We start from the raw sequence: 19,572 nt of genomic DNA, 5'->3' as shown, positions 1-19,572 counted from the left end.
ATGAAAGATCTTGAAATTCAGGCAGCCATTGAAGAAGAAGCAAAGCGTCAGTTATATAACATTGAACTGATTGCCTCCGAGAATTATGTATCCGATGAAGTTATGGAAGCAGCCGGCAGTATTTTGACAAATAAATATGCGGAAGGTTATCCAAGCAAGCGTTATTACGGCGGCTGTGTCAATGTGGATGTCGTGGAAAACATTGCCAGAGAGCGTTTATGCCGTATTTTTGGTGCTGAGCATGCGAATGTGCAGCCGCATTCAGGATCACAGGCTAATATGGGTGTTTATATGGCTGTCCTTGAACCTGGTGATAAGGTTTTAGGTATGGACCTTAGCTCCGGCGGTCATTTAACGCATGGCCATCCTTTAAATTTCTCAGGAACGCTGTATCATTTTGTCAGCTATGGCGTTAACCGTGAAACTGAAATGATTGATTATGATGAGGTTATGGAAATCGCAATGCGAGAAAAACCGAAGCTGATCGTAGCAGGCGCAAGTGCTTATCCGCGGATCATTGATTTTGCTAAATTCAGGGAAATCGCTGATGCATGCGGTGCTTATCTGATGGTGGATATGGCGCATATTGCGGGTTTAGTAGCTGCCGGTCTGCATCCAAATCCAGTTCCTTATTGTGATTTTGTCACGTCCACAACCCATAAAACATTAAGAGGCCCGCGCGGCGGTATTATTCTCTGTAAAGAGAAATACGCGGCATTATTGGATAAGAAAGTGTTCCCTGGCATGCAGGGTGGTCCGCTGATGCATATCATCGCGGCAAAAGCAGTGTGCTTTAATGAGGTACTACAGCCTGAGTTTAAAGAGTATGCAAAGCAAATCATTGATAACTGTAAAGTTTTAAGTGACACATTAAAAGAGGAAGGCTTCAGAATCGTAACCGGCGGTACCGATAATCATTTGATTTTAGTTGATGTGATGGGTTCAATCGGTGTCAGTGGTAAGGAATGCGAAAAAATTCTTGATGAAGTATGCATTACCTGCAACAAGAATACGATTCCTTTTGATACACAAAAACCATTTGTAACATCAGGTATTCGTTTGGGTACAGCGGCAATGACAACCCGTGGGTTCAAAGAAGCTGAATTTAAACAAGTAGCGCTTTGGATTTCAAGAGCGTTAAAGAATAAAGAGAATGCGGAAGAACTGGCAAAGATTCGTGACGAGGTACGTTCATTGACCGTCAATTATCCGATTCACCGCGCTTATTAATCGAATAATAATCAAAGGTGGTAGCAAGCTAAAACTATCACCTTTTTCTTATCCTTAACCGCATCTTAACCTTCGTGTGATAAGATTATTGAAAGGATGTGTTAAAATGAAAATACTGATTATTGAGGATGAGATTGATTTGTTGGAAGCGCTGGCTATGGGCTTTAAAAAGAAAGGCTACGCGGTAGATATTGCCGATGACGGCAGTTTGGGCTTAGAGTACCTGCTTACAAATGACTATGATCTCTTAATTTTAGATTTGAATTTACCGTCTATGGATGGTATTGAAGTCCTGCAGGCGATAAGAAAAGAAAATAAGGAATTAAAGATATTGATTCTTTCCGCGAGAACAGAAATTGATGATCGAGTGAAGGGACTTGAACTAGGGGCTAATGATTATTTGATTAAACCCTTTGCGTTTGCGGAATTAGAAGCTCGCTCAGCAGCTTTATTAAGACGTAATTTTATACAGCGAGATCCTTTGCTTTGCTATGGCAGTCTGACGCTTGATATGAATCTTCGAAGCGTTATGATTAATGAAAATAAAATTGAATTAGCACCTAAGGAATATGCCATCCTTGAATATCTGCTGTTTAATGCCGGCCGGGTTGTGAGCGCGGAGGAGCTGATTGAACATGTATGGGAAAGTGATGCTGATTATTTCAGTACATCACTTAAGGTTCATATGAGCAATCTAAGAAAAAAATTAGTGGAAGCAAGCGGTGCGGAAATGATTCTTACGATCCGCGGTGCCGGTTATTTGATTGAGGAGTGTAAAGAATGAAAAAAATATCCTTACGCTGGCGGGTTACGATAGCGGCCGCTTTTGTATTGACCTTGTTTTGTGTGGCGATGACGCAGTCTTCAATCCGTGATGCCAATCTCATCATCGCCGATCCAATCCTTAAATTAAGAACAGAGGCCATTGCTGATCCGATTCTTAATGGCGATCAAAATTTTTCACCGGATACGGCGCTTGATGAGACGGTATATAATGGCTTAGATAATTTTACCCAAAGGAGCTATTTGTTTATGCTGGCAGCGATTGGCGGCGGGTCTTTTTTAGTTTATCTATTGGCAGGATATTCATTGCAGCCAGTTAAAAAGCTGAGCAGCAGCATTGAAGCAATCAGTGAAAAACAGCTGTCATCACGAATTCAAGGCTTTGACAGCAAAGATGAAATTGCGAAACTGGCAGATGATTTTAATGCGATGATGGATCGTTTGGAAATTGCTTTCCTTCGTGAAAAGCGCTTTTCTTCAAATGCCGCTCATGAATTGCGCACACCCTTAACGATTATCCGTACTAATTTAGAAATTTTGGCGATGAATGAAACACCGGCAATAGAAGATTATGAACATGTTGTGAAAATCATTAAAAAACAAAATCAGCGGATGATTGCCCTCGTTGAGGATTTGTTTGCTTTATCGGCAATGAAATCATCAAGCATTGAGGATGTCTTTGACGTCAAGGAGATAATTGTGGATATCATACGGGAAATGCAGCCTTTGGCAAATCAGCGAAAGATTGATATTCAATCAGAATTATCATCAGGACTGATTAAGGGTAATCCAATTATCTTCCGACAGGCAGTAGCCAATTTGATTGAAAACGGCATCAAGTATAATACTGAGCAAGGCACTTTAAAGGTGCGTTCTTTGATTGAAAAGAATCAATATATAATTGCTGTTGAAGATACAGGGATCGGTATTGATCAGGAGCAGGCAGCGCATATTTTTGAACCCTTTTATCGAATTGAAAATTCACGTTCAAGAAATACCGCCGGCGCCGGTCTTGGTTTAGCGCTCTGCCGTGAAATCATTGAGGGACATGGCGGCAGTGTTGCATACAGCCCGCTGGAACATGGCAGTTTGTTTACCATTCAGCTGCCTTTAAATCAAAATCTAACAGCTGTCAACGAACCGGATTAAACCGGTTTTTTTTCTGTAACTTATGCTGAGTCTTAACTTAGTCTTAACCTAATCCCTGATAAACTAAAACCCGGGAAGCGAGGTTTGATGATGAATTTATTAAATAAAAGTGTACATTGGTTTAAAAAGAATCCCAAACGTCTGATTATAGTCGCAGCAGCCTCGGCGATCATACTGGGCGGCTGGTCATTGTTTAAACCAAAGGATATTGATGATGGCGCAATCTTGCGCGAATATCCAGTTACACGCGGTAATATTACGGTAGGTGTAGAAGCAAGCGGCAAATTAACTTCAAAGCGAACGATTCATACATTTGCGGAAGGTTTGATATTTGAAGAATATTTAGTGCCGCTGGGAGGTGAGGTCAAGAAAGGTGATGCACTCGCCAGAATTTCACTGACTAATTTGAATGAGGTGATTGATCGATTAGAAAAAGAGGCAGCAGACGCGAAAGATGCCTATCTCCAAGCAGGCAACGCGATTACCCGCTTTCAGCTTCAGTCTTCTTTATCAGCAGAGGAGAAGCAGCAAAATTCAAAATTAAAATATGAGGCTGATTTGAAGCAGATTACAGAGGAACTGGACGATCTTGCTAAGCAGTTGGAAGCATTGGAAAAGCAGAAGCTGACGCTGTCGCCTAACAATAAGGAAGCGTTGGAAGAGGAAAAGCAAACACTTGAAAAGAGCTTAAAAGCAGCTCGAGCGGAATTAGATGCGCTAGAAGAAGCTCGTGAAGCAGAGCTGGAACGTGAAATGGAAGAGGCTGCTTATCAAAGTAACATTAATAAGGAACAGCTGATTGCCTATCAAAATGCGATTGAGGAAGCCGCAGCGGCATTAAAAAAAGCTGAAGCAGAGGCCGAAGAGGAAGCTATAAAACGTGCTAAAGCGGCGCTTGAACAGGCGGAAGCAGCCAAGCGTCTTTATCTGATGCAGAGTAATAAGGGCTTAAGTGACCGCTTTGAAGCAAGCCGTTTAGCCTATGAGGAAAAGAAAAAGCAGGCCGAACAAAATATCTCTGATCTGCGTACGAAAATCAGAAATCTCGCAAGTAAATCAGAGGAAGTGCTGGCCAAGCAAAGCGCTGAGCTGGATACTCAGATTGCGGAAATAAAGGATAAAATTGAAAAGGCAAACCGTCGGATGGAGGATTTGAAAAAGCAAAGAAATGAAGAGCTGGAAAGAGAAGCGGCTGCTGGAGATACACAGGATAAGCTGAACGAACTTGAGCTATCTTCTTTGAGAGCCAGTGAACAAAGAGCTTACCGGACTTATGATACTGCACAGCAGGAACTTGAAAAAGCAATAAAACTGTTGGATGAACCTATATTATATGCCGAGACGGACGGTATTGTTTTGACTGCACCTTATCGCAGTCAGGAAAAGATAACGAATGAGAAAGCGGTTGTTGAGATTGGCAGCTTAAAAGACATGGAGCTTGAATTAGTCATTGAGCCGGTGGATATTAACGATATTGAAATCGGTCAGTTTACATCAATCAGTGTCAGCGTCTTTCCATCTGATGAATTAGAAGGTGAAGTCATCTCTAAAAATTTGGCGGTGAATGACGGTAATTATAGCATTAAAGTAAAACTGAAAGAGAATCCATTAAGTCTGCTTGAAGGAATGGCGGCAAATGCGACCATTGTTACAAAACAGAAAAAAGATGTTCTGATATTATCCAATAAAGCAATTAAGCTTGTTGATGGAAAACAGGTTGTAAAGGTTAAGGATGAAAAAGGACATTTACAGACAATTGAAATCACGGCGGGATTTTCAGATGGTCAGGTTAGTGAAATACTCAGTGGTCTTTCTGAAAATGATGTAGTTATCGTAGAGGATTAGGTCATGAAAATAACCGAGCTGATCCGTCTGATTTGGATCAATGTTAAACAGAATCGATTCAAGGTAATGCTGACATCACTGGGTATTATTGTTGGTACGCTGACTATCGTTTTAGTTATAGCGATCGGCCGCGGCGGTGAACAGGAGGCGGCCCGTCAATTCTCGGGGTTGTCGGCAGATACGATTTATATAAAGCCTGATTGGGCATCCATTTATTCAATGCAGGGCAGTAATAAGATTGAAAAGCTAGATGAGGAAGACCTTGGCCACATCATGGATGAAACAACGGTACTGAGTGGTATTTATTTAAGAGAAAGCGGCTATAAGCAAGTAAAGATCAAACGTCAAAAGGCTAATCTTTCAATTGTTGGTGTAACAGAAGGATATGCGGAAATATCAAACTTCACCTTTGCCGCCGGCAACGATTTCTCAGAATCGGACTATGAACAAGGAAGCAGTATTGTTGTGATCGGACATGGAATCGCAGAGACGTATTTTAATGGCGCTGAGGGTGCTGTCGGAGAAAAGTTGGTGATTGATCAGACCGTCTATAAAGTCGTTGGCGTACTCAGCAGAAGCGGCGATGGCTTACAAGGATTAACCAGTGATGATTCAGTCTTTATGACTTATAAAACTTTTAAAAAAGCAAAAATCACTGCCGAGGATAACTATGCTGAAGCGGTAGGCAAGGCAATCAGTATAAAAGCTGTTCCCCGTGCGATTAAAGAAATCACCAGCACCTTGAATTATTATATGGTAAATGGCGATAAGTACATTGTTGAGGATGCCGGCAGCCGTATTGAAGCGGCTACCAAATCAGCACGGACGATGAAACTGCTGCTGATCGCGGTGGCGGCGATTGTCTTTGTGGTCGGTGGTATCGGCATTATGAATGTACTGTTTGTGACGATTAAAGAGAGAACTAAGGAAATCGGTATTCTAAAAGCTCTTGGTTCCAAGCAGCATGACATATTACTGCAATTTCTGCTTGAATCGGTAGCAATCGGCATCTTTGGCGGCGGTGTCGGAGTGTTATTGAGCTTTGGTGCATTACCGCTCCTAAACCGTTATACAGATATTCCAATTGCCCCGTCATTTGAAGGCTTTGTGCTGGCATTTGGATTCGCGGTATTGACCGGAACTTGTTTTGGCTTCTATCCAGCATATAAGGCATCACAGCTTGTACCGGTGGAAGCATTAAATCATGATTAACGCTGTAAACAGCAAGAAAGGAACAATTTATGAAAAAAACAATTAAATTTATGAGCGCATTACTTTGCGTGTTGGCATTAGCTGCCTGTTCAGCACAGCCAAAAGAAAATACAAATCAAAATCCAGGCAATGAAGTAAGCATCAGTGATGACGGAGCGCAAGAAACGCCAAAAGAAGAAAGCAAAGAATACTTTGGCCGTGTAGAAAGTGTTGTCGGTAATGAAATTGAATTGCAATTAGCGCTGATGCCTGGGACTACGGACGGCAATAATGAAGATTCAGCAGGCGGCGGCATGGAAGGTGAAACAGCAATCGGCGGTGTGGCAGACGGCGGCGGTTCAGATGCAACCGCTGAAGACCCGCGTACTGAGTCACCAAAGAAATTATCCGAAATGATCGAATACAGCGGTGAAAATAAATCATTTATCCTGCCGGCAGGCATAACAATTAACAGCCTAAGCGGCGGCAAAGCTGATTTGACATCAATTCGCAAAGGCTCCGTCATCCTAATTCAAGTTGATGAAGCTGGCAATGTTACAGCTTGTGAGATTTGGGAATCATGATTACGCTGAAAAATATCAACAAATCTTATTGGATCGGCGAAAATAGGCTGCATGTCTTAAAAGATGTAAATCTTACCGTTAAGCAAGGTGACTTTGTAACAATTCTTGGTGCTTCAGGTTCAGGCAAAAGTACGCTGATGAATATTATCGGCTGTATGGATAACTTTGACAGCGGCAGCTATGAATTAGATGGTTTATCAATCACGCCCGATGACGAAGATCGCATGGCGGAAATCCGCAATCATAAGATTGGCTTTATCTTTCAGAAATACCATCTCATTCCCCAGTATGATGTGCTGCAAAATGTCGTAATGCCTTTGTTGATTCGAGGCGTGGATCGGAAACAGGCAATTGAAAGAGCCTATCAAGCAATTGAAATGGTTAATCTTAGTGAAAGAACCGATCATTTGCCCAATGAATTATCCGGCGGTCAGCAGCAGCGTGTCGCGATTGCCCGTGCCTTAATTACTCAGCCCTCACTGCTTTTGGCTGACGAACCAACGGGTGCATTAGATTCAAAAACAAGTGAAGACATCCTGACACTGTTTAAAGAATTAAATGCGAAAGGAAATACCATTATTCAAATCAGTCATGATGTGAAGGTGGCGCAAGCAGGAAAACGCATCGTTTATATTAAAGATGGTGTATTAAGTGATACGGAAAGCGATTAAGAAACAGAAAGCCATGGTGAATTTCAATCCCATGGCTTCATTTAATTATTCACTGGCTAAAATCTTCTTCATAACTGGAATCGGTAATTGTGTATATAATGCTTTTTCAAATGAATTATAACCAATAATACCTGGATAATTTTCAATATCAAATTGATCATGCAGCACTTGCTTTAATGATTGATATAAATCATTCAGACTGCCATGCAGCAATTCCCATGCTACTTCATTTACACAGATATTTAAGTGATTCAGGTAGAGCTTATAATTTTCATTGTATTGGATCATCAGCTCATTAAGCGGGCCGTTTTTAAGATTGAATATAGGAAACATAACCTTTTCATAATTAAGATTCCAATAGATCTGCAGCGTTTCATCATTTGACAGTGTAATTAAATCATTGATGAGCCGCTGTTTTACATTTTCTTTAGAAGCATTGTTCATTTTGATCACCAGCATCGAATCCTGATAGCGATTTAATGAATTACTGCGGATATATTTAGGGTCTGTGGAATAAATTACCTTGGCTACATAACGCAGAGAACCGCTTAATTCTTTCTGGGTTAATTCAGTCATTTTACGCCATAAAAAGTGCCGGTATTCACTTTCTTCCACATCTAGAAAAGTACACCAGATAAATATTGATACCATGCGGGCGTCCTGTGACGGGCATAAGAAATCAAGGGCCGAACGTTCCTGATCGGTTAATTGATATTGGCGGTCTAAAAATTCATCTAGTGAATCAATGTTGTACTGCGGCGGCATCGACAATAATAATGAACTGATTGAACGTACGTTTTCAAGATTGGAGGCAAGCTGCTGACGCAGAGTTTCCATATGCTGATGCATAAAAAAATTAACCATATTCGGATAGCGGAAGGCTAATTTCATCTGTTCACAGGACATGCCAAAGTTACGCATGACCGCGATAATGCGCAGACGGTGAAGATCTTCCTCACTAAAATGATGATAGCTGTTATGCTTATCGCGTTCAGGATTTAAAAGTTGGGCATTTATATAATAATAAATCGCTTTCTTAGTTAAACCGGTCGCTTTGCAGACATCGCTGATTTTCATTCTATCATCCTTTCAAACTGTTCCCCAGGGTATGCTTTATTTTACATGATTTTGTTAATTATTGCACTAATTTCAGGAAAATTGCTTTAAAAATATTAAATAAAGCTTGAAAAAAGGAGGGTTGACTCGTGCTTCACAGGACAGCTTATAATTTAATTGCGAAAGCATTAACAAAGAAAGAGGAGGATATAATGAAACAAAACATGATTAAATTATCTTCATTGCTGATGTGTGCGGCTTTGGCCTTATCACTAGGTGCATGCAGTAAGCCGGCAGAGCCTGAAACAGAGGCAGGCAGTTATACAGCTGGTACTTATACAGGTGAAGCAGCCGGTATGAAGGGGCCAATTGTGGTTGAGGTAACATTTACTGACAGTGAGATTAAGGAAGTAAAGGTAAAGGAGCATAACGAAACATTTGGTATCGGTTATGGTATGACAACGACACCTATTGAAGTGCTGCCAAATGAAATCGTGGAAACACAGTCATTGAACCTTGATGCTATTACGGGTGCGACAATTACTTCAGCGGCTGTTAAATCAGCGGTTGCTGAGGCGGTGAAGCAGGCAGGCGCAGATCCGGAAGTTTTAAAAGCTGTGCCGGCAGTAAAGGATGAAGCAAAGGATGAGGTTTATGATGTGGACATTGTCATTGCCGGCGGCGGTGTAGCCGGTTTGAGTGCTGGCATTGAAGCGGCTGCTCAGGGCGCTAAGGTACTGATTGTTGAAAAACAGGGAATTGCCGGCGGTACGACTTCACGCAGCGGCGGTAAATTATTAGCAAGCGGTACTTCTTGGCAGACAGCGCAGGGTTTTGATGACAATCCTGAATTAATGTTTGAATACTTAAAAAGTGTCGGCGGTGATCTGCTTGATGATGCTAAGCTGATGGAATTCTGCAATGAATCGGTGGCCAATCTTGATTGGGTTGCTGAACAAGGTGTTCCAGTACAGGATGTAGAAGCCATTCATTCATCATTAACCCCTTGGCGTGTTCATAATGTAGAAGGCGGCGGCGGAATGACCAACGGTCATGGCGGTCAGATTATTGTACCGCTGTTAGATAAATTCTTAGCGCTTGGCGGTGAAATCATTTATAATACCGCGGCTGATGAATTGCTGGTTGATGAAAACGGACTTGTCAGCGGTCTGCATGCGCTAAAGAGTGATGGTTCGAATGTTACTGTAAATGCGCAGGCCACAATACTGGCAACCGGCGGTTTCTTCCAAAATAAAGAATTAATGTCACGCTATCCAGCGGCTGTTAACGCTAATACAAGCGCGCCAAAGGGGAATGTCGGTGACGGCTTGAAAATGGCAGAAAAAGTAGGTGCTGATGTATTTATGAGCAATGGTGTACATATCGTATTCTGTAATTTCGCAAGCGGTGTCGGTATTAATGAAGAAGCGGGACTGATTGTCAATGAGGAAGGCAAGCGGTTTGGCAATGAATATACATATCAATATCACGTTGCTAAGAATCTGATGGATACCGGCAGTGTGAAAGGGTATTATATCGCTGCTGAAAATGATCCTAATAAAACTGTACAATATGCATTAACCCTTGATTCAACATTAAAATCTGACAGTATTGAAGGACTTGTTGAACTGATGGGGGTTGATGCTGAAACATTAAGGGCTACAGTGGATCGTTATAACGAATTATGTGCGGCAGGCAATGATGAAGATTTTAATAAGCCGGCGGATAAAATGATTCCTGTTGAAGGTACAACCTATTATGCATTAGAAATGAAACCAGCCGGTTCAGTGACTTACGGCGGTTTAGTCACCGATCTTGATTCAAGAGTATTGGATAAGGAAGGCAAGCCAATCGATCATCTGTATGCTGCCGGTGAGGTTGCTTTTACAGGCTTCTTTGGTGAAGAATATCCATGCTGCGGGATGGCTATATCAACAGGTGTTTACATGGGCAGAGATGCTGCGAGAATAGCTGTTGCTGAATTAAAAAAATAAGCTGAATAGGTACTCGACAGAGTGCCTTTTTATTTGATCTATTGAGCTGAGGATGCTTTGACATAAACCATAAAATCAATTAAACTGATAGTAGATCAATTAATGATAAAGCAGGAGGTAGTTAACATGGGCGAGCGAATGCTTAATAAACAAGTAATGCCAACGATGGATGAAATGAGGGCCACCTGCGGCAGCAACGCAGAATTATTTACAAAACTGAATCAATGGCTGCATGAAACTTACAACACTGAGGAAAAGATTGTTTTTCCTTACGGCAATAATTACGGCTGGGGAGTAGCGCATAAAATTAAACAGAAATTAATATGTAATGTATTTGCGGAAAAAGATGCATTTACGGTAATGTTACGCTTAACAAATAAACAGTTTGATGCTGTTTATGATCAGGTGCGGAAGGATACGCAAGTCTGTATAGATAATAAATATCCATGCAATGATGGCGGCTGGGTCCATTATCAGGTTACAAATTTGGAGAATTTTGAGGATATTCAGCAATTGCTGGCGGTTAAGTGTGGGAAATAAGCAGCCAGCGTAATATTGGGGGAACAATTATGAAGAATAAATGGCTAATATCAGCGATAATTGTTTTAGTGCTATGTAATTTAGGTTTGCTTTCTATGTACATGAGTGAAAAAAGCGATAAAGTATATCCGCTTTTAGGTACTTATTCAAATCAAACTGAAATAAATGATAATCTTATCTATTTTGTGTTTGACCGCGATAATAATTATTACTTTTATGAGGTCAATACTTTGGTTGATCAAGGTAATTGGCGAAAAGCTAATGTCTACCTGATACAAGGTGATCATACAGATACGATGGTTGTTACCGATGAGGATCATTTTTATTATTATTTGCCGGATTATCGTGAAGAGGTGATTGAGTTTAAACGCGTTTCCTTTACACCAACACTTTTTGGATCAGAGGATCAGGAATAATCCTTATCTTTAAGCTATTTTATGACAGCGCTTGAGAGTGCATTGCTAGTAATCAAGCAAGTTAGCTGAACGGAATTATGAATCATTTAAATTTTTATAAACATGAAAAAATCTGTGACTTTCGCGTATTTTAGCTGAATCACAGATTTTTAATTTATCTATTCTTATTCTAAACTAGCCGCAGCATTTTCACCAGCCACACGACCGAATGAAACTGACTGTGAATAACCGCCTGACTGCCATGTAACTTCACCAGAAGCGTACAGTCCTTTTACAACTGAACCATCTTCATAAAGTACCTGAGCTTTTTCGTTTGCAACGACACCGCCCTTAGTCATATGATTTGCTGATTCAACACGTACTGCGTAATAAGGCCCCTGAGCATCCATAGGACGATTTTCAGGCTGACCTGAGAATTCATCATTTTCGCCAGCTGCCGCCGCTGCGTTGAAGCTGTCAAAAGTTGCTTGTAATTGTTCAGCATCAATACCTAATTGTTCAGCAATTTCAGCCATTGTCTGACCTGTTACATAATAACCAGCATTAACGTGCTTTCTGATACGATAGAAAGAATCATAGCCTGATTGGTCAGTGATATAATAAGCTGCACCATCGCTCTGAGCTTGGATTGTTGTACCTAATTTAATACCGCCGGCACTTTCAGCGATGAAACGATTACCTTCTTTATTAACAAGAATGAATTGATCGGCACCGCCAGTTAAATCACGGCGTACAGAAATAATTAATGGGAATACACGAACCATGTCCATGTTCTCCATTGCGAAACCATTCTTTTCAAATACTTTTACGAAATCACCTGTAGTACCTAATTGATTTGATGTATTTAATACTTCATAACCAGGAGCGTATTCAGCAACCAATTCCTTGTTAGAACAGAAGCCGCCGGTTGCGATGATTGTTGCAGCTGCCAGAATGTTATAGCTTTCATTGTTGTTGTTAGTAACCATAACACCTTTACATTCACCGTTTTCCATGATTAAGTCATTACCCTTAGTACCGGTGCGGATATCAATATTTAATGCTTGTGCGCGTTTTTCTAAACCAGCTTGTACAACCTCACCGGCATATTGGTCTTCTTTAGCCATGTGGTTTGTACTGCCATAGTTGTAATCAAGTTCAACACCCATGCCTCTCAGCCATGCATCAAGCTGTGCTTCCTGCTCAGCCCATACCTGCAGACGCTCAGCTGTATCACCGGCATCCTTCATATCTTCAATGAAGTTTTCCACAGCATTTTCAGTGTAGCGTTCTGTACCTGCTGCTTTTTGTGCTTCAGAATTAATCAGGTCATAGAAGTTCATATCGAACTTACCATTACCGCTCAGAATATCAAATTTTTCTACCAGAATAACATTCGCATCGGGATTTGCTTCTTTAGCCGTAATTGCTGCAGCCAATCCAGAAGGACCGCCGCCGACAACTACGATATCAGCATTTACATCTTCGATCGTTTTAGCCTCTTTAGCTGGGCCTGCAGTTGTCATGGTGATTGCCTCAACCTCCATGCCAGCCTGTTTCATTGCGTCAGCTACAGCGCTCTTTACTGCGAAAGATGAGAATGTAGCGGCACTCACGCTGTCAACGACAGGTGAATTAGCTTCTAAAATACGATCCCTGATAATTGGGAATGCGCGGTCGATAACGACATTTGTTTCATGGTTTTCACCTAATGCGATATCTGTAATAACATTGTTGTCAATGGTAACTGTCAGATTCAGTTCACCACCGTAGCCTGAAGCTTTCGCTTCAAATGTGCCAGCTGCTGTTTCTGGTTCTTTGTTGTCAACCGGAGCATTGCTGCTGGAACAAGCGCCAAGACTTACAGCCATTAAGCCGGCAAGACTTGCCTTTACAAATTTGTTGTTCATATTTCCCTCCAAGAAAAAGGTTCCTGACCTTTTAGTTAATATATTATCAAGCCTAAAACATTATGTAAAATTATGATTACTTATTTAACGATAAGAATATCTTATAGATAAAAAATAAGTTATACTTAATGTGAGGTGATTTTATGTTAGACGTTAAAGTTGAAACCTTTTTAGTTGTCTGTGAAACCATGAATTACACAAAGGCGGCTCAGCTGCTGCATATTACCCAGCCGGCAGTCTCTCAGCATATTCGAGCTTTGGAGGCTCAGGTAGGTACCCGGCTTATCAGCTATGAAGGCAAACAGCTGATACTGAGTGAGGCTGGCATGATGTTTCGGCAGGCGGCTACTACGATGCGTCATGACGCGCAGAAGCTGATTGAAATGATTCATCAGCAAACCTCAAAAAGAGTTCTGCATTTCGGAGCTACCCTGACGATTGGGGAATATATCATGCCGAAGGTCTTGCTGAAGGTTTTAGAACGTGAACCTGACGCGGAAATACGCATGTTTGTTACCAATACAGCAAAGCTGATTCAAATGCTGGATGATGGAGATATTGATTTTGCGATTGTTGAAGGCTTCTTTGCAAAATCCTCCTATGACAGCATCGTATATAGCTGTGAGCGATTTCTGCCGGTTTGCGCCTATGATACTCAATGCTCTGCAAAATCAATGGCTGATCTGCTGAATGAAAGACTGCTTGTCCGTGAAGCTGGTTCAGGAACACGTGAAATGCTGGAGCGGAAGCTGAAAGAGAAAAATCTGACACTGAATGATTTTTCACATAAGGTTGAAATCGGCAACCTGAATACAATTAAGAAGATGGTTTGCGCGGGAGCCGGTATATCATTCTTTTATCAGCCGGTGGTTCAGCAGGAATTGGATCAGGGAATCTTACGGGAAATCACATTAAATGATTTTTCCGCAACTCATGAATTTAATTTTATCTGGCGTAAAAACAGTATATATAAGGACATATATCATGAAATCTACACGATGCTTGGGAAAGCATAAAAATTATCGTTAAACATAGTCATAATATAGGGAATTATCGGCTAATTTGTCAATATTCATGACCATGGAAATCCCAATTATGCAATTTAGACAGAAAATTGATTTTGTGTAAATACAAGATTCAATTTTAAGGGTATAATTATATCTGACAGAACTGCTGAGGCTGTTAGTAAGTATATTTTTCTATGCTGAATGGCGGTTGTTAAAAATATTACTATTATCACAAGATGAAAAAGGTTACTTAGGAACACTTATGCTTGATGTATGCGCTTTATATAAGTGACTGCCTAGGCAACTGCTTAAAAGCAGTGAGTTGAACTCCTTTTATAGTTTGTGAAAATGGCTAAAAAAATTAGCAAACGGGCTACTCATTTGGTGTCAGAAATGGTATACTTATCAAGAATTAGTGGCTGTGATCCACAGTAATGGAGGAAACGTATGTTACATGTTTTAGAACACCCTTTGATTACGCATAAACTGGCTATCATGCGGTCGAAGGATACGTCTACCAAAGATTTTCGTCAGAATCTTGACGAGATTGCCGGTTTGATGGCGTATGAAATTACCCGTGATGTTCCAACCCGTGATGTGGTTGTGGAAACACCGATGGGTGACTGTCATACCAAGACATTGGCAACAGATATTGTTTTAGTGCCAATTCTGCGTGCGGGACTGGGTATGGTTAATGGTATCTGCGATCTGGTGCCGACGGTAAAGGTAGCACATATCGGATTGTATCGTGATGAAGAGACGCTTGAACCACATGAATATTTTGCGAAATATCCAAAATGCATGGATGATGCAGTTGTGATGATTGTTGACCCAATGCTGGCGACCGGCGGCAGCGCGAATGCGGCAATCACCATGGTAAAACGTCAGGGCGCGAAGAATATTCGCCTGGTTTGTCTGGTTGGCGCACCGGAAGGTGTTAAAGCTGTTGAGGCGCAGCATCCGGATGTTGATATTTATCTAGCGGCATTGGATGATAAGCTGAATGAAAAAGGTTATATCGTACCAGGTCTTGGTGATGCCGGCGACCGTATCTTTGGTACAAAATAATGAATGGCTATCATAAGGCGACGCGCTTTGTCACACGGATCGTTGTGGGAAGTATCTTTGCGATATTTTTTGGTAAATGGGTTGATGAACAATTACATACGACACCATGGATCATGATTGCGCTGCTGCTTTATGTGCTGTTTGGCAGTTTGTATTTATTAATAAGGGAGACTTCAAAAAATGGATGAAAAAACCATACTGGCCTATCAGATACGCAAGCTGACATTGCTTTTAGCCGGAGTCCTGATTGTACTCTCGCTTATTTTTAAAGAAGCATCGATTACAGGTGGAATTGCGATTGGTGCATTGGTATCGATCATCGGCTTCAACATGGTAGTTAAAATGGCTTATAAAATCAATGGGCCAAGTGCCGGCCGAAGTGCCCGCGCGAACTATCTGCTGCGCTATATGATCTATGCGCTGATTTTCGGCGTCAGCTATTGGCGGGGTTTTAATATATTCGCGCTGTTAGCTGGTTTCCTTTGCAACAAGGCAGCAATTTTAATCTATACCCGCTTTTTTGCGGACAAGGAGGTGAAATAGTTGGAGAATTTTGATGGCATATTGCTTACGATCGGTTCGCTTGAGATTCAGATTCATGTTTCAATCTTAGTCTGGCTGGCGATCTGTACGATTGTAGCTGTACTGATGGTCGTACTTGGCAGCAAGTTCAAGAAGGCTGACGCTTCACAGGCACCGCATGGCGTTTTGCTGGTTGCGGAAGCGGCTGTGCAGTTAGTGATCTGGATCGTAAACAACAGCCTCGGTAAACGGACGCGAAAGTTCCTTCCATTATATGGAACCATGATTATTATCATGCTGCTTTCAAATCTGAGCAGCCTGTTAGGTGTACAGGCACCGACATCCAACTTAAGCGTCAATGCAACACTTGCCGTAATCATGTTCTGTGTGATTCAGTTCACCGCCTTTAAGGAACAGGGGATTTTGGGTCATCTTAAGGGATGGACCGAGCCTATCTGGATTCTGACACCATTGAATATTCTTGGTGACTGCGTATTCCCGCTTTCGCTCTCATTGCGTCTGTTCGGTAATATGCTTGGAGGAACGATCATCATGACGCTGATTTACAGTTTGTTTGCGGTGTTAAACAATCTGTTTACAGGATTAGGCGTTTCGTTGTTCATTGTTACACCATTTCTACATATGTATTTTGATATTTTCTCAGGATGCATTCAGACTTACATCTTTTTCACTTTATCAACCTTTTTCTTGGGACAGGCTTTCCCGGAAGAAGACTAAAAGCTATAGGAGGAACACAAAATGGCTGAGTTTAATGAATTTTTCGTTGCCGGTATGGCAGTTTTAGGTGCTGGGATCGCAATGGTAGCTGGTCTTGGTCCTGGTATCGGTGAAGGTATTGCCGCTAGTAAGGCTTGTGAGGCTGTGGGCAGAAATCCGGATGCTGAAAGCAAGATTCGTAATATGATGGTATTAGGTATTGCATTATCAGAAACAACAGGTATCTATGCGTTAATTATCGCTCTGATTCTGATTTTCCTTAAAGCGTAGTCTAGGTAGTGAAAATTAAGAAAAGGAGGGTATCATGAATATTAATATTGATAACTATCTGCGTCTGAATGTCATAGATATGATACTCGTTCTGATTTCTACTGTGCTGATCTGTCTGCTTGCTAAACATTTTTTCTGGCCTCAGGTGCTGGGGTATTTTGACCGCCGTCAGAAATTGATTGCCGATGAAATTGCCAGCGGCCAGCAGGCACACGCGGAAGGTGAAGCATTTAAACAGCAGTATGCTCAACAATTAAAAGGAGCTAAGAAAGAAGCTCATGAGATTATTGAGGCGGCAAAGCTCAGCGCGAAGCAGGAAGGTGCTCAAATTTTGAGCAAGGCTCGTGTTGACGCGAACAATGCTGTTGAAAAGGCACAGCGTGATATTGAACGTGAAAAGATGATGGCTGAAAAAGACATCAAGAAAGAAATCACAGAGGTTGCCTTCCTTGCGGCTGAAAAGATTGTCGGCAAGGAGTTAAATGATGAAGAACAGAAGAAGTATATCGATGACTTTATCAATAATGCAGGTGAAACACCATGGCAGGGTTAGTAGCGAAGGGTTATGGTGAAGCGCTGTTTGAGATCGGCCTTGAATGCAATAAGCTGGATCAGTTTAAACAGGAGTGTCATGTTGTTTTATCAACGATGACGCCTGAATTGGCAAAGGTTTTGAATCATCCAAAGGTTCGCAAACAGGAAAAGAAAGAACTGCTTGAAAAAATTTATGGGAAAGATATCGATCATTTATTATTGAATTATATGAAGTATATGATTGATAAGAACCGTTTTGTCAAGTTTAAGGATGCTGTTGAGGAGTTTGAAGCATTGTATAATAATCATTTTCATATCGCGGTTGCCTATGTAGCAAGTGCCGTTGAATTGGATGAGAATGAGAAAAAGCGTGTTTCAGAAATGCTTGAACAGAAAATGAATCAAAAAGTTGAATGCAGGTGGTCAGTGGATAAAGCACTGCTTGCGGGTCTAAGAATTAAAATCAATGACCAGATTCTTGATAACTCTGCGGCTAATCGTTTAGCCCGTCTCAGGGAAGAAGTTGTCAATACTGCGCTGCAATGAGTGAGGTGACGAATGTGAATTTAAGACCTGAAGAAATTAGTAAAATCATCAAAGAGCAGATCATGCACTATGATGAAGAACTTGAAGTTGCGGAAACAGGAACAGTAATTACGATTGGTGACGGTATTGCCCTGATTCATGGGCTGGAAAATGCCATGTCCGGAGAATTGCTGTTATTCCCGCATGATGTATATGGAATGGTACTGAATCTTGAAGAAGAACATGTCGGTGCTGTTTTAATGGGAAGTGATACACTGATCAGTGAAGGTGATACGGTAAAGCGTACCGGCAGGATCGTTGAGGTTCCAGTTGGTGATGATCTGCTTGGCCGTGTGGTTAACGCATTAGGTCAGGCAATCGACGGCGGACCGGAAATCAAAGCGGATAAATTCCGTCCGATTGAGCGTGTTGCACCTGGTGTTATGACGCGTAAGTCAGTGCATCAGCCGGTTCAGACTGGTTTGAAAGTTATTGACTCAATGATTCCTATCGGCCGCGGTCAGCGTGAGCTGATTATCGGTGACCGTCAGACTGGTAAGACGGCAATTGCAGTTGATACGATCATCAATCAGAAAAATGAAAATATTAATTGTATCTATGTAGCGATTGGCCAGAAAGCCAGTACAGTCGCTCAGATCGTTGAAAAGCTCCGTCAGCATGGCGCGATGGATTATACGACCGTGGTAGCTGCTACGGCTTCTGAGCTGGCGCCTTTACAGTATATCGCACCATACAGCGGCTGCGCGATGGGTGAAGAGTGGATGGAACAGGGCAAAGATGTCCTGATCGTTTATGATGATTTAAGTAAGCATGCGGTTGCTTATCGTACACTGTCATTGCTGCTGAAACGTCCGCCGGGCCGTGAAGCTTATCCAGGTGATGTATTCTATCTGCACAGCCGTCTTTTAGAGCGGGCAGCGAAGATGAATGAGGAATATGGCAATGGTTCATTAACCGCTCTGCCAATCATTGAGACGCAGGCGGGTGATATTTCGGCTTATATTCCAACCAATGTAATCTCAATTACCGATGGTCAGATCTTCCTGCAGACAGAATTGTTTAATGAAGGTATAAGACCGGCAGTTGACAGCGGTTTGTCCGTATCCCGTGTAGGATCGGCAGCGCAGGTTAAAGCAATGAAAAAAGTATCTGGTTCTTTGAAGCTGGAACTTGCTCAGTATCGTGAGCTGCAGGCATTTGCTAAATTCGGTTCGGATCTTGATCCGGCAACAAAAGCAACCTTGGATCACGGTGCAAAATTGACTGAATTGCTGAAACAGAATCAGTATGATCCGATGAGTGTCGCAGATCAGGTTTTATCTTTATTTGCGGCTAAATATGGCTATCTCAAGAATGTGGATGTGGAGAATGTCCATTATTATGAGACCGAAATGCTTAAGATGATGCATGAAAAGCATCCTGAAATTGTGGATGAAATCAATGAAAAACACGATATCAGTAATGAATTGAATGCACATATCAAAGAAGTGCTCGACGAATTCGCTGACGTTTTTTCAAAGCTGATCGAAGGTTAGGCTT

General features: G+C 41.6%; 21 protein-coding genes. 19 read left to right on the top strand and 2 right to left on the bottom strand.

Annotation, left to right across the window (positions count from 1 at the left end; all coding sequences use genetic code 11):
• The 7 genes from glyA (at nucleotide 1) to DAHG_RS05335 (ending at nucleotide 7,453) form a co-directional block, all read left to right on the top strand.
• The gene (gene glyA / locus DAHG_RS05365) at nucleotides 1-1,230 is read left to right on the top strand and encodes a serine hydroxymethyltransferase (RefSeq protein ID WP_022937308.1); all 1,230 of its coding nucleotides are present in this window, start codon (nucleotides 1-3) and stop codon (nucleotides 1,228-1,230) included.
• Nucleotides 1,231-1,336: 106 nt separating this feature from the next.
• Nucleotides 1,337-2,014 carry a response regulator gene (locus tag DAHG_RS05360; protein WP_022937307.1) on the top strand — a complete coding sequence of 226 codons (678 nt, stop codon included), beginning with the start codon at nucleotides 1,337-1,339 and terminating at the stop codon, nucleotides 2,012-2,014.
• Nucleotides 2,011-3,162: a sensor histidine kinase gene (locus DAHG_RS18895; protein WP_022937306.1), complete on the top strand. Its 1,152-nt coding sequence runs from the start codon at nucleotides 2,011-2,013 to the stop codon at nucleotides 3,160-3,162. Before DAHG_RS05360 ends, DAHG_RS18895 begins: the two co-directional genes overlap by 4 nt.
• An 87-nt stretch (nucleotides 3,163-3,249) precedes the next feature.
• A complete protein-coding gene (locus DAHG_RS05350; protein WP_110370646.1) occupies nucleotides 3,250-5,007 on the top strand; it encodes an HlyD family efflux transporter periplasmic adaptor subunit in 1,758 nt (585 codons plus the stop codon).
• 3 nt (nucleotides 5,008-5,010) lie between these two features.
• Nucleotides 5,011-6,219 carry an ABC transporter permease gene (locus DAHG_RS05345; protein ID WP_022937304.1) on the top strand — a complete coding sequence of 403 codons (1,209 nt, stop codon included), beginning with the start codon at nucleotides 5,011-5,013 and terminating at the stop codon, nucleotides 6,217-6,219.
• A gap of 29 nt (nucleotides 6,220-6,248) precedes the next feature.
• Entirely contained in the window at nucleotides 6,249-6,782 is a 534-nt protein-coding gene (locus DAHG_RS05340; RefSeq protein WP_022937303.1) for a hypothetical protein, read from the top strand.
• Entirely contained in the window at nucleotides 6,779-7,453 is a 675-nt protein-coding gene (locus DAHG_RS05335; protein WP_022937302.1) for an ABC transporter ATP-binding protein, read from the top strand. Before DAHG_RS05340 ends, DAHG_RS05335 begins: the two co-directional genes overlap by 4 nt.
• Before the next feature lie 45 nt (nucleotides 7,454-7,498).
• On the opposite strand, the gene DAHG_RS18890 is transcribed toward DAHG_RS05335, so the two are convergent.
• Nucleotides 7,499-8,530: a MerR family transcriptional regulator gene (locus DAHG_RS18890; RefSeq protein WP_022937301.1), complete on the bottom strand. Its 1,032-nt coding sequence runs from the start codon at nucleotides 8,528-8,530 to the stop codon at nucleotides 7,499-7,501.
• 191 nt (nucleotides 8,531-8,721) lie between these two features.
• Here DAHG_RS18890 and DAHG_RS05325 point away from each other — a divergent pair, with 191 nt between their 5' ends.
• The 3 genes from DAHG_RS05325 to DAHG_RS05315 all read left to right on the top strand — a co-directional run bounded on the left by DAHG_RS05325 (nucleotide 8,722) and on the right by DAHG_RS05315 (nucleotide 11,459).
• Nucleotides 8,722-10,503, top strand: coding sequence for an FAD-dependent oxidoreductase (locus DAHG_RS05325; RefSeq protein ID WP_026880827.1), 1,782 nt, complete (start codon nucleotides 8,722-8,724; stop codon nucleotides 10,501-10,503).
• 126 nt (nucleotides 10,504-10,629) lie between these two features.
• Complete coding sequence (locus DAHG_RS05320) at nucleotides 10,630-11,043, top strand: DUF3788 domain-containing protein (RefSeq protein ID WP_022937299.1); 414 nt, start codon at nucleotides 10,630-10,632, stop codon at nucleotides 11,041-11,043.
• 29 nt (nucleotides 11,044-11,072) lie between these two features.
• Nucleotides 11,073-11,459 (top strand): hypothetical protein, encoded by a 387-nt coding sequence (locus DAHG_RS05315; protein WP_022937298.1) that lies wholly within the window; start codon nucleotides 11,073-11,075, stop codon nucleotides 11,457-11,459.
• Between the two features lie 164 nt (nucleotides 11,460-11,623).
• Here the strand turns inward: DAHG_RS05315 and DAHG_RS05310 are convergent, their stop codons facing one another.
• On the bottom strand, nucleotides 11,624-13,348 hold the full coding sequence (locus DAHG_RS05310) for an FAD-binding protein (RefSeq protein ID WP_022937297.1): 1,725 nt from the start codon (nucleotides 13,346-13,348) through the stop codon (nucleotides 11,624-11,626).
• 143 nt (nucleotides 13,349-13,491) lie between these two features.
• Here DAHG_RS05310 and DAHG_RS05305 point away from each other — a divergent pair, with 143 nt between their 5' ends.
• From DAHG_RS05305 to atpA, 9 genes are all read left to right on the top strand, one after another.
• Nucleotides 13,492-14,364 carry a LysR family transcriptional regulator gene (locus tag DAHG_RS05305; protein ID WP_022937296.1) on the top strand — a complete coding sequence of 291 codons (873 nt, stop codon included), beginning with the start codon at nucleotides 13,492-13,494 and terminating at the stop codon, nucleotides 14,362-14,364.
• 438 nt (nucleotides 14,365-14,802) lie between these two features.
• The gene (gene upp / locus DAHG_RS05300) at nucleotides 14,803-15,423 is read left to right on the top strand and encodes a uracil phosphoribosyltransferase (RefSeq protein WP_022937295.1); all 621 of its coding nucleotides are present in this window, start codon (nucleotides 14,803-14,805) and stop codon (nucleotides 15,421-15,423) included.
• Nucleotides 15,423-15,611 (top strand): AtpZ/AtpI family protein, encoded by a 189-nt coding sequence (locus DAHG_RS18885; RefSeq protein WP_022937294.1) that lies wholly within the window; start codon nucleotides 15,423-15,425, stop codon nucleotides 15,609-15,611. Before upp ends, DAHG_RS18885 begins: the two co-directional genes overlap by 1 nt.
• Complete coding sequence (locus DAHG_RS05290; RefSeq protein ID WP_022937293.1) at nucleotides 15,604-15,966, top strand: ATP synthase subunit I; 363 nt, start codon at nucleotides 15,604-15,606, stop codon at nucleotides 15,964-15,966. The genes DAHG_RS18885 and DAHG_RS05290 overlap by 8 nt, the downstream gene beginning before the upstream one ends.
• On the top strand, nucleotides 15,967-16,683 hold the full coding sequence (locus DAHG_RS05285) for a FoF1 ATP synthase subunit A (protein ID WP_022937292.1): 717 nt from the start codon (nucleotides 15,967-15,969) through the stop codon (nucleotides 16,681-16,683).
• A 21-nt stretch (nucleotides 16,684-16,704) separates the two neighbouring features.
• Nucleotides 16,705-16,953: an ATP synthase F0 subunit C gene (atpE, locus tag DAHG_RS05280; RefSeq protein WP_022937291.1), complete on the top strand. Its 249-nt coding sequence runs from the start codon at nucleotides 16,705-16,707 to the stop codon at nucleotides 16,951-16,953.
• Nucleotides 16,954-16,987: 34 nt separating this feature from the next.
• The gene (atpF, locus tag DAHG_RS05275) at nucleotides 16,988-17,506 is read left to right on the top strand and encodes a F0F1 ATP synthase subunit B (RefSeq protein ID WP_022937290.1); all 519 of its coding nucleotides are present in this window, start codon (nucleotides 16,988-16,990) and stop codon (nucleotides 17,504-17,506) included.
• Nucleotides 17,494-18,033 (top strand): ATP synthase F1 subunit delta, encoded by a 540-nt coding sequence (gene atpH, locus DAHG_RS05270; protein ID WP_022937289.1) that lies wholly within the window; start codon nucleotides 17,494-17,496, stop codon nucleotides 18,031-18,033. Before atpF ends, atpH begins: the two co-directional genes overlap by 13 nt.
• Nucleotides 18,034-18,047: 14 nt before the next feature.
• Nucleotides 18,048-19,568, top strand: a complete 1,521-nt coding sequence (gene atpA, locus DAHG_RS05265; RefSeq protein WP_026880825.1) for a F0F1 ATP synthase subunit alpha — start codon at nucleotides 18,048-18,050, stop codon at nucleotides 19,566-19,568.
• Nucleotides 19,569-19,572 lie beyond the last annotated feature (4 nt).

Source organism: Dielma fastidiosa, from assembly GCF_000313565.1.
Taxonomy (GTDB): domain Bacteria; phylum Bacillota_I; class Bacilli_A; order Erysipelotrichales; family Erysipelotrichaceae; genus Dielma; species Dielma fastidiosa.
This window is presented reverse-complemented; position numbering and strand designations above follow the sequence as displayed.

Coding starts and splice junctions, on each gene's coding strand:
- DAHG_RS05310 (WP_022937297.1), bottom strand. CDS start 13,348: ATGAACAACAAATTTGTAAAGGCAAGTCTTGCCGGCTTAATGGCTGTA.
- DAHG_RS05290 (WP_022937293.1), top strand. CDS start 15,604: ATGGATGAAAAAACCATACTGGCCTATCAGATACGCAAGCTGACATTG.
- DAHG_RS05315 (WP_022937298.1), top strand. CDS start 11,073: ATGAAGAATAAATGGCTAATATCAGCGATAATTGTTTTAGTGCTATGT.
- DAHG_RS18895 (WP_022937306.1), top strand. CDS start 2,011: ATGAAAAAAATATCCTTACGCTGGCGGGTTACGATAGCGGCCGCTTTT.
- DAHG_RS05345 (WP_022937304.1), top strand. CDS start 5,011: ATGAAAATAACCGAGCTGATCCGTCTGATTTGGATCAATGTTAAACAG.
- DAHG_RS05350 (WP_110370646.1), top strand. CDS start 3,250: ATGATGAATTTATTAAATAAAAGTGTACATTGGTTTAAAAAGAATCCC.
- DAHG_RS18890 (WP_022937301.1), bottom strand. CDS start 8,530: ATGAAAATCAGCGATGTCTGCAAAGCGACCGGTTTAACTAAGAAAGCG.
- atpE (WP_022937291.1), top strand. CDS start 16,705: ATGGCTGAGTTTAATGAATTTTTCGTTGCCGGTATGGCAGTTTTAGGT.
- DAHG_RS05305 (WP_022937296.1), top strand. CDS start 13,492: ATGTTAGACGTTAAAGTTGAAACCTTTTTAGTTGTCTGTGAAACCATG.
- glyA (WP_022937308.1), top strand. CDS start 1: ATGAAAGATCTTGAAATTCAGGCAGCCATTGAAGAAGAAGCAAAGCGT.
- atpF (WP_022937290.1), top strand. CDS start 16,988: ATGAATATTAATATTGATAACTATCTGCGTCTGAATGTCATAGATATG.
- DAHG_RS05360 (WP_022937307.1), top strand. CDS start 1,337: ATGAAAATACTGATTATTGAGGATGAGATTGATTTGTTGGAAGCGCTG.
- DAHG_RS05340 (WP_022937303.1), top strand. CDS start 6,249: ATGAAAAAAACAATTAAATTTATGAGCGCATTACTTTGCGTGTTGGCA.
- atpH (WP_022937289.1), top strand. CDS start 17,494: ATGGCAGGGTTAGTAGCGAAGGGTTATGGTGAAGCGCTGTTTGAGATC.
- DAHG_RS05320 (WP_022937299.1), top strand. CDS start 10,630: ATGGGCGAGCGAATGCTTAATAAACAAGTAATGCCAACGATGGATGAA.
- upp (WP_022937295.1), top strand. CDS start 14,803: ATGTTACATGTTTTAGAACACCCTTTGATTACGCATAAACTGGCTATC.
- DAHG_RS05335 (WP_022937302.1), top strand. CDS start 6,779: ATGATTACGCTGAAAAATATCAACAAATCTTATTGGATCGGCGAAAAT.
- DAHG_RS05325 (WP_026880827.1), top strand. CDS start 8,722: ATGAAACAAAACATGATTAAATTATCTTCATTGCTGATGTGTGCGGCT.
- DAHG_RS18885 (WP_022937294.1), top strand. CDS start 15,423: ATGAATGGCTATCATAAGGCGACGCGCTTTGTCACACGGATCGTTGTG.